The sequence below is a fragment of the Streptomyces niveiscabiei genome (assembly GCF_001419795.1).
Classification (GTDB): domain Bacteria; phylum Actinomycetota; class Actinomycetes; order Streptomycetales; family Streptomycetaceae; genus Streptomyces; species Streptomyces niveiscabiei.
Map to the genome: position 1 here is coordinate 1 of NZ_LIRL01000488.1, position 8,180 is coordinate 8,180.

An 8,180-nucleotide genomic window follows, 5' to 3' on the forward strand; every position below is an offset into this window, starting at 1 on the left:
GCGGTGTGGGTGACGTACAACACCAAGGCCGCCGAGGCGGACGTCAAGTCGCTGACGGAGAAGGTGAAGAAGACGTCGTACACGATGATGAGCCCGTACGACTCCCAGGCCTCCCCGATCACGCTCTCCGCGTGGGGCCACCAGCTGAACGTCACCGAGGCGTCCGACCCGCGGGTGAACGAGTTCCTCGACAAGTACGTGCAGGGCGCGCAGACTCCCGAGCCGGGCGCGGCGTGCACGGGCGGCAAGGCGACGGCATGAGCGCCGACGAACTGACGCCGGGGTCCTCAACTCGCCTGTCCCGCGCCCTTATCGGCGGCGCCCTGATCACCCTGCTCGCGGCGGTCGCCCTCACCGTCACCCTGTTGCGCCCGGCGCAGGCCGACTCCCCTGCGGGGCCGGTCGATTCGGGCTTCGCCCGCGACATGGCCGTCCACCACCAGCAGGCCGTGGAGATGTCGTTCATCGTCCGCGACCGCACCACCGACGAGGACGTCCGCCGCCTGGCCTACGACATCATCAACACCCAGGCCAACCAACGCGGCATGCTCCTGGGCTGGTTGGACACCTGGAACGAACCCAAGTCCTCCCAGGCCGCCCCCATGTCCTGGATGGACCACTCCATGCCGTACAAGCCCCACGACGGCTCCCTCATGCCCGGCATGGCCACCAACACCGAACTGAACAAGCTCCGTTCCCTCTCCGGCAAGCAGGCGGAGGCCTATTACCTCACCCTCATGACCGCCCACCACAAGGGCGGCATCGAAATGGCGGAGGGCGCCGCCCAGAGCGGCGAGACCGAGCAGGTACGGCGGTTGGCCCAGGGCATGGTGAACGGCCAGCAGGCCGAAATCGCCCTGATGGCCGACATGTTGAAGAAGCGGTCCTGAAGGGTCGGTGGCCTGTCCCGACCGCGGACTGGCCACCGGCCGATCCTTCCAGCCGGCCAGCTCCCACATGAATCGGCTTGGTGCAATGCTTGGTCCAGGTGGCGAGGCTGCGTTTCGGGTTCTCGGCGAGCCAGTCCCGAAGCGCCTCCGCTTCCACCGGATAAGCCGCGCTGAGGGTGAGCGGATCGCCTTCTCCGAGGGTGTCTTTGTCGATGAGGACATGGACCTGTTTGCCGGGTTCACGACGGTACTTGTCGTTCGGCTTCGGCTGAGCGGCGGCACTATCGTTGCTGCTCAGCAGTCGGGTGGCGACCTCCAGGGTGGTGGCGATCCGGGCGGCGTACTGGCTGTCGGGATGGGCACAGGCCAGCGCACACGCCGCCTCGACCACGGAGCATCCGGTCTCCTCCGGGGAGTCCAGCTCGCTGCGGCGCACGCTGTACACCGGGCCGAGTTGCGCCCGCATCTCCTGCTGGATCGCCGCCTGTACGGTCTCCAGCGTGATGAAGTCACGTGGCCCGACGCTGTTCTGACGGTTCGTCGCCTGTGCGGTCCTTTCGGCGAAGTCCTCGTGTTTCCCGGTGACGATGACGCACACACCGATCTACTCCTCGGCCGCGGTCGCGTCGGCAGCCACGGCCTCCGCCACCGACCTGACGGTCTGCTCGCCGTTCACCACACTGGCGTTGTGCAACGTGAGTGTCAGCGGCCGTTGTTGGGGAGCGAGCATGCTCTGCTCGGCCTTCTCCACCATGTCGCAGAGCACCGTGATGCCGTTGTTGAAGTACCAGAAGTTGGCGGGCTCCTCGTTAGAGGTCGGAACCGCTCTTGGCCCAGGATGATCCCGTTGTCCGTCGAACTCGGGCAGGGCGGCCCGGTAGTCGCTGCCAAGCAGCAGGATTGCGGCACGTTGAGTGCGCATGTCTGTTCTCGGAGCCGAGAGCACGGGCGGCCGGTTCGACGAGGGCCTGCGGGACTTCCGGGCGTAGCTCCCGTAGGGGTACGGGGGCTACGTTGATGAGCTGGTACTCGTTGTCGGCCGTGAACAGCAGCCGTCCGCTGAGCAGTTCGTGCAGGATGCAGCCGAGCGCGTACAGATCGGTCTGCGGGGCGAGCCGCCCACCGTGTACCTGTTCCGAGGATGTTGCCGGGTTTCAGGTCGCGGTGGATCACCGGCATAGGGACGTCCTTGTGATCACCGCGCTGTACGGGCGTCCGGGACTCGCCCCGCCCTCGTCCACCCTGCACGGCGACGACCTTCCGCAGGACATGGACGCGGAGCAGGCCGGTACCTCTGCTGTCGGCGCTCATCGCCCGTCTCCATCCACACCTCGCCGCTCGAACGGCCGTCTCCGCACCCGCCGTTCTGGCCGGCATCGGCATCGCCGCCCACCAGGCGACCGGCTGGGTCGCCTCCGGCGATGCCTTGTCTCAAGAGGAGCTGTTCGCGCTGCTGTACCCCGACTCCGAGCACGGGCGCAGGATCCGCGGCTGGTAGAGGGGGAAGCTTCGGAGCGCGAACCGGATAATCAGAGTCCCCGAGCTTCGACAGGAGCAACTCCCTTGCCATTTCCGCCCAGTGACGTGGTGGCAGCCTTCGGCCGGCATATGCATGTCGAACTTCTTGAGCAGCAACTGTGCAAGCGTCACCCCGAGTTGGCTGACCGGGTTCGTCTTCATGACGCGAGCAACGGAAGACTTCTGCTGGTCAGGATGTCCGGTGCACAGCATGTCGGTCTGGCGCAGGTCCGGATGGGCCACTCCGTCGTCTGGGCGATTATGGACCCGGTCCTGGACAACCCTCCGTCGGTCTGGCCGATCAGCACACCTGACGAAGTCCTCGTCGACGCCCTGCACGCCGCGGCGACCGCCTGCCTGACCGGTGAGCCTGTCGCTTCTCCCTGGCGCTGGCACGAGAGTGAGTCCTCGGACATGACCGAGCTCGCCGATCTGCTCGACGAGCGGAAGGTTCGAGTCCTCCGCGTCGCCGTGGGCAACTGGTACTACCCGTACGGCTCGCCGCTCGCCCCCAGGCTCGGCATCACGAGCGGCGATCGCGGTGGATCCGTGCTGGAGGCCGAGGTGGACGGCCGTTTCCTCCGTGTCTCGCTCAAGCCGACCTTGGGTTGGACTGTCGACGTCCATCACCCCGGGTGGAGCAAGTGGGGCCGTATCGACGTCGAACGGCTGCTGCGGGGGCGTTCATCTCCCGCACCTGGCCTTCCGCATGGGCGTGTTCCGGTGCGAGAGATCGCAGACTTGCTGTCCCGAGGGCCGCAGGCGTGGGACGTCGAGACGTCGGCGTGGACGTGGCGGCGTGTGGATCTGTCGCCCGGGCTTCTGAGCGATGAGCCCGACTGGTTCGCCGACCTCGCCGAACTGTGGGGCACGACAGGCGAGACCAGCATGCCGAGCCCGTCCGGGATCGCGGAAGCGGTCTTCCACCAGCTCAAGGACTGCGGCTTCACGGACCTCCGAGCAGGTGACATCGACACGCCGATCGTGTCGGACACGTTCCACGTCGTATGGCACAGCAGCCGTAAGTCTCTGTCACGTCCCGAGATCGAGCGGCTGAGCGGTCAGGCTGCGGCAGCCGGTGAGGAGATACCGAAGCGCCTCATCGTGATCACGAGTAGCGGCGTCACCAAGCCGGCTGGTGAATTCGCCGATCAGGCCAAGGCGTTCGCTTTCCACCTGGACCGGGCGACAGGTCGGCTCATGGGCGAGAACTCGCGTGCCCGCCAAGCTCTTCTGCCCTCCTCGGAGCAGACGTTCCGGGAGCTGGAATCCTGGTGACGGTGGGCGGCCTGCCCGGTTCAACGGGCAGGCCGCTGGCGGGGGTTCAGATCAGGTGTTGGATGAACGCGGAGAGGCTCTGGGTCGCCGTGTTCTTCCCCGGGGACGCGAACAGCGGGTCGAGGTGGTTCATGCCCTCGTCCGTCTGGAAGGTCGTGGAGGGGATGCGGGACTGGGTGGCGAGTTTGCGGGCTGCGGTGAGGGCGGTGCCCTTGTAGGCGCTGGTCTGGAAGGCGTAGAGGGGGATGTCGAGGTCGGTGGTGTGGTGGAGGCGGAGGCCCAGGGAGCGGGTGGTGGCGGTGTCGGTGTAGAGGTCGGTGGCGTCGAGGTCGACGGAGAGGCGGGAGGGCCAGTACCACTGCCAGACGGCCGGGGCGGGGCCCGCGTACGCCGTGGCTACGCGGGAGATGGGGGTGATGCCGGTGTCCGTCCAGTCGCCGGTCGGGGAGATGGTGCCCGAGTGGACGCTGATGTCGTTGGGCCAGCCGAAGCTCTGGTCGACGAGGAGGCCGAGGAGGGCGGCGTTGGTGATGGTGCCCGAGGGGCGCAGTGCGTCGGGGAGGCGGGGTTGGAGGACCGACTTGGCGTGGGGGTCCAAGTGGGCGTACCAGCCTGCCAGTTGGTAGAAGATCTGGGTGCTTTCGGAGCGGGTGCCGAGGCCTACGGCGGCCAGCGACATGTCGAGGACCGCGCCGCCGGAGATGGCCGCGAGGCGTTGCCTGATCTTCTCCGGGGAGTTGTCGGGGGCCGCGCCTGAGCCGTCGAACGCGCCGAGGACGCCGCCGTCGATGAGGGCGAGGCCCGCGAGGTCGCGGTAGCCGGGGCGGCCGTCGAAGTCCCAGGCGGCGTACGCGGCGGCGGTGGTCGCGCCCCAGGAGTGGCCGCCGAGGATCACCTTGCGACGGCCGCCGCAGGAGGCCGCCTGCACGACCGTGCGGAGGTCCGAAAGGGTCTGCGGGAGGCCCCAGTTGGCGAGGTAGCCGGAAGTCGCCGGGTCGAGGGAGCGGTAGTGGCCGTCCAGGTAGTAGGCGGCCGGGTCGGCGGTCGCGAATCCCGCGCGGTCCACGAGGCTCTCCTCGCGGCGGTCGTACGCCCAGACCTGTACGCCGGGTACGCCCGCGACGAGGTCGCGGGCGAGGAGGCGGAAGTCGTTCGCGGCGCCGAACATGCCGGGGACCAGGACGAGTACGGTGCCCGCCGCGGGGTCGCCGATCTGGAGCGCGTGGACCCGGTCCGACCCTGCGGGGCCGCCGCCGGGGCCGACCGGGAAGGCCACGTACGGCTCCCCAACTGCCTTGGTGGCCCAGGCATTTCCACCGAGTACGGTGCTCGCCGCCACCCCTGCCGCCATGCCGCCCAGCAGGGTCCTGCGTGTCACGAACCTCGTCATGTCCGGTCGCCTCCTTGAAAGTTGGAGAACATGACTACGGGAGTAGCTTGCTCCATGGAGGTCCTGTGATGATCACCGGCCCCGGCACTCGCCACGGGTGACAGAATGTGGGCGCATTATGAACGCCCTTGTAAAATCCGGGGTTTCGAATTCGATCGATAAAGATGATTGACTGGATTCACCGGATGGTGGTGTGATGAGGACCCCTTCAGCACGGTCATGAATGGGGCCTCGTGAACGTATTCGAGACGACCAAGAAAAGGCGGGCCGGGAGATTACTCCGGGGGGAACTCCGCACGGCTGAGGCGTTGTTGAGGGAGGCTGCGGAGCGGGAGGAAGCCCGGGACCAGGAGGTCCGGGAGCTCCGGCAGCGGTTGCAGCAGGCCGAGGAGCGGGAGTTCGAACAGCTCGTCGAGAACGAGCAGTTGTACGACGCCCTCCAGAGCGCCAACAGCAAAGTCCGTTTTCTGAAACGGCAGTTGGAAGAGGCCGGTCTCCGCACCCCGCCCTCGAATCCACCGCCCCGCCCCGCCACTTTCGCCGAACTCCTCGACCGTCTCGCCGAGTTCCCCCACCTCCGCTTCACCGGAAATCCGAAGCGAACAAAGGACCTGGACGCGCACGGCATCCCCAACTGGGTCTCCGTCGCGTGGGACGCGCTCAAAGCCCTGGACGAGTACGCGGCGCACGGCACCGGCGTCGACTTCCGCCACTGGTGCGACAACCTCCCGGAGACCTGCGAACACCCCTTCCCCGCAGGCAAAGTGACGATGCGTGAGTCGGAGACCGTGGCCAACCACCACGACTGGCGCCGCCAACGCACATTCCCCGTACCCGAGTCGGTCGCTCGCGGCGGGCGCCTGTTCATGCAGTCCCACCTGCGCGTCGGCAGCGGCAACACCGTCTCGCCCCGCCTCTACTTCCACGACGACACGGCCAACTCGGGTCTGGTGTACGTGGGTTACCTGGGCGCGCACCTCGACAACACGCACACCTAGTCAGGCTGCTGCGGATCCCGACGACCCGGACGGCGGCCCGTCCCGGCCGAGCAGGTCGGTTGCCCGGTAGGCCGTCCTGTCCGCGTCCGGAGGAAGGAAGCGGCTGGCTTTTCCGCTCCAGGTGACGACGAGTTCGTCACGGGCCCGGGTCGCAGCGACGAACACCAGGGAGCGGGCCCGTTGTTCTTCCTGCCGGTAGCGGTCGGGGTTCGTGATCCGGTACTGCTCGATGCGCTGGTGCGGCACCTGTCCCTCACCCACCGAGGTCAGGAACACCCGCTGGAATTCGAGGCCCTTGAAGCGGTGCATGGTGCCGATCCGCACGGCGTCCACACCGGCGCGCACCCCGCTCCTGCCGAGTTCCACGGCCGGAATACGGAACTCCTTGCCGAACAGGCTCGCGAACTCCATGGCCGAACCGCCGTCGGGAACGCTGACCGCCATCGCCGAGTACGGCGTCCCGTGACGGTCGTGGCGTTCCTGGATGAGCGTGGCCACCGCTCGCATCTCGGTGAGCCGGTCGGGTGCGCGCCAGAACTGCGGGGTGAGACCGGTCAGTACGGACCGGTAGCCGTCGAGGGTGTCGGTGCCGGTGTCGAGGTCGTCGAACCGCTCCCCCTCGACCAGACGATTCGCGCTGCCCAGAATCTGGCGTGTGGTGCGGTAGTTGAGGGTGAGACGGCGGGAGGCCCGGCCGCGGATCTGGATGTCCTGGTGGCTCAGGACGACCTTGCTGCCGTAGATGCGCTGGTGGGCGTCGCCGACGAGGAAGATGTCGTTCGGGCCTTTGCGGACCATGGCGCGCAGCATGCGCCAGTGAGAGGCGGACAGGTCCTGTGCCTCGTCGACCACGATGTGCCGGTAGCGGAGCTGCTGGAGCCACATGCCGCTGCCCGCCTCCCGGTGCAGGAGGTCCCGGCCGCCTTGGTCGTCCTTGTAGCGGGCCTGGTCCTCGACGCGGGCCGTGCGGCGCTGTTCGAGTTCGGCCGCCTGGTCGGCGATGATCGCGTACGTCGTCCGCTTCGGTGAAGCGTCGAGGTGGGCTCGGTACGCCTGGGTGAGCTGCCACACCTCGTGCTTCTGGGTGTTGGTGAGCCGACCGCCGCGTCCGGTGCGGCCGGTGCGGCGGTACTGGTCCCACGAGCCGCACCGGCCCGCGAGGATGACGTGCTTGAACTCGGCGTCGAGGAAGTCGGCGTCGTAGCCCAGCAGTTCGGTCTCGTAGATGACGGTGTGCCACAGGTCCATGGCCGCCTCGTCGTCCAGCGGCAGGCCGACCGGCAGACGGGACTCCTGGACGATCTCCCTGGCGAGGGCGTCGACGTGCTTGACGTCGACCCGGCGCAGCAGGTCGTCGCCGCCGAGCTGGTGCAGTCGCTCCTTGAGGTCGAGGGCGAGGTTCGCGGTGTAGGTGGTGAGCAGGACCGGGCGGGAGTGGCCGGGCGGCAGCTGGTCGACGAGGTGGCGTACGCGGTGCAGCGCGACGACCGTCTTGCCGGTGCCGGGGCCGCCGGTGACCTTCGCCGAGCCTTTGAAGTCGGTGGTGGCGAGGCGGCGTTGCTCGGGATGGAGGAAGAGCCGCCAGGCGTCGAAGCTGCGGCCCAGGGCGCCGAGGACGGCGTCGTCGTCGGTCTCGGCCCGGGAGACGGCACGCTGGGCGGCACCTGCCCAGTCGTGGGGGTTGACCTGCTCGTCGGCACGCCATTCGTCGGTGATGTGCCGCTTGATGTCCTCGGGGTTCATCCCGTCGCTCAGGGCGAGCAGGACGTCCCGGGTGAGTTCCGGAAGGTTGTGGGTGAGGAGCTTGGCGAACTGCTCGCCCGTGGTGACCTTGCGCAGTGCGGGCAGCAGCGACCGGACCACACCGAGATCGACGAGGATCCGGTCGTCGTACGGAGCGAAGAGCGGCGTACGCAGGTTGCTCGTAGGCGCCGGTTCCTCGGCCGCCGGCGTCTGCGGTTCGGCGGCACGGTCCGTGAGGGCGACGACGTTCTCGCTGACCTCGCTCTGGTCGACGACCTCGACATCGCCCGAGACCTCGTTGATCTCCACGGTGAGCCGGGCGAGTGCGTCGCGGGCCCGCGCGCCCGCGACGCACTCGCCCGG

At 68.1% G+C, this 8,180-nt stretch carries 6 protein-coding genes and 1 pseudogene; 4 read left to right on the forward strand and 3 right to left on the reverse strand.

The genetic code is table 11. The features are described from left to right. Nucleotides 1-261: DUF3105 domain-containing protein (locus AOK24_RS23415; protein ID WP_159051954.1), on the forward strand; the 261-nt coding region annotated here is incomplete at its 5' end. Then, the gene (locus AOK24_RS23420; protein WP_107104035.1) at nt 258-890 is read left to right on the forward strand and encodes a DUF305 domain-containing protein; all 633 of its coding nucleotides are present in this window, start codon (nt 258-260) and stop codon (nt 888-890) included. The genes AOK24_RS23415 and AOK24_RS23420, both read left to right, overlap by 4 nt. On the opposite strand, the pseudogene AOK24_RS52955 reads toward AOK24_RS23420, so the two are convergent. Further along, nucleotides 876-2,026 (reverse strand): annotated as a pseudogene (locus tag AOK24_RS52955) (AIPR family protein); the annotation flags it as partial. The gene AOK24_RS23420 and the pseudogene AOK24_RS52955 sit on opposite strands and share 15 nt — an antisense overlap. 451 nt (nt 2,027-2,477) lie before the next feature. Between AOK24_RS52955 and AOK24_RS23435 the strand changes: the two are divergent. Further along, nucleotides 2,478-3,686: a hypothetical protein gene (locus tag AOK24_RS23435; RefSeq protein WP_240554071.1), complete on the forward strand. Its 1,209-nt coding sequence runs from the start codon at nt 2,478-2,480 to the stop codon at nt 3,684-3,686. A 46-nt stretch (nt 3,687-3,732) separates the two neighbouring features. Here the strand turns inward: AOK24_RS23435 and AOK24_RS23440 are convergent, their stop codons facing one another. Beyond that, complete coding sequence (locus tag AOK24_RS23440) at nt 3,733-5,076, reverse strand: alpha/beta fold hydrolase (RefSeq protein ID WP_055722042.1); 1,344 nt, start codon at nt 5,074-5,076, stop codon at nt 3,733-3,735. 233 nt (nt 5,077-5,309) lie between these two features. Here AOK24_RS23440 and AOK24_RS23445 point away from each other — a divergent pair, with 233 nt between their 5' ends. Next, nucleotides 5,310-6,074, forward strand: coding sequence for a hypothetical protein (locus AOK24_RS23445; protein ID WP_159051955.1), 765 nt, complete (start codon nt 5,310-5,312; stop codon nt 6,072-6,074). Here AOK24_RS23445 and AOK24_RS23450 read toward each other — a convergent pair. Further along, nucleotides 6,075-8,180, reverse strand: a 2,106-nt coding sequence (locus AOK24_RS23450) for a UvrD-helicase domain-containing protein (protein ID WP_055722044.1), incomplete at its 5' end; no start/stop codon positions are given. It abuts the gene before it with no gap.

Bases quoted from the DNA above. Each gene is read 5' to 3' on its own strand.
- AOK24_RS23420 (WP_107104035.1), top strand. From the start codon at position 258: ATGAGCGCCGACGAACTGACGCCGGGGTCCTCAACTCGCCTGTCCCGC.
- AOK24_RS23440 (WP_055722042.1), bottom strand. From the start codon at position 5,076: ATGACGAGGTTCGTGACACGCAGGACCCTGCTGGGCGGCATGGCGGCA.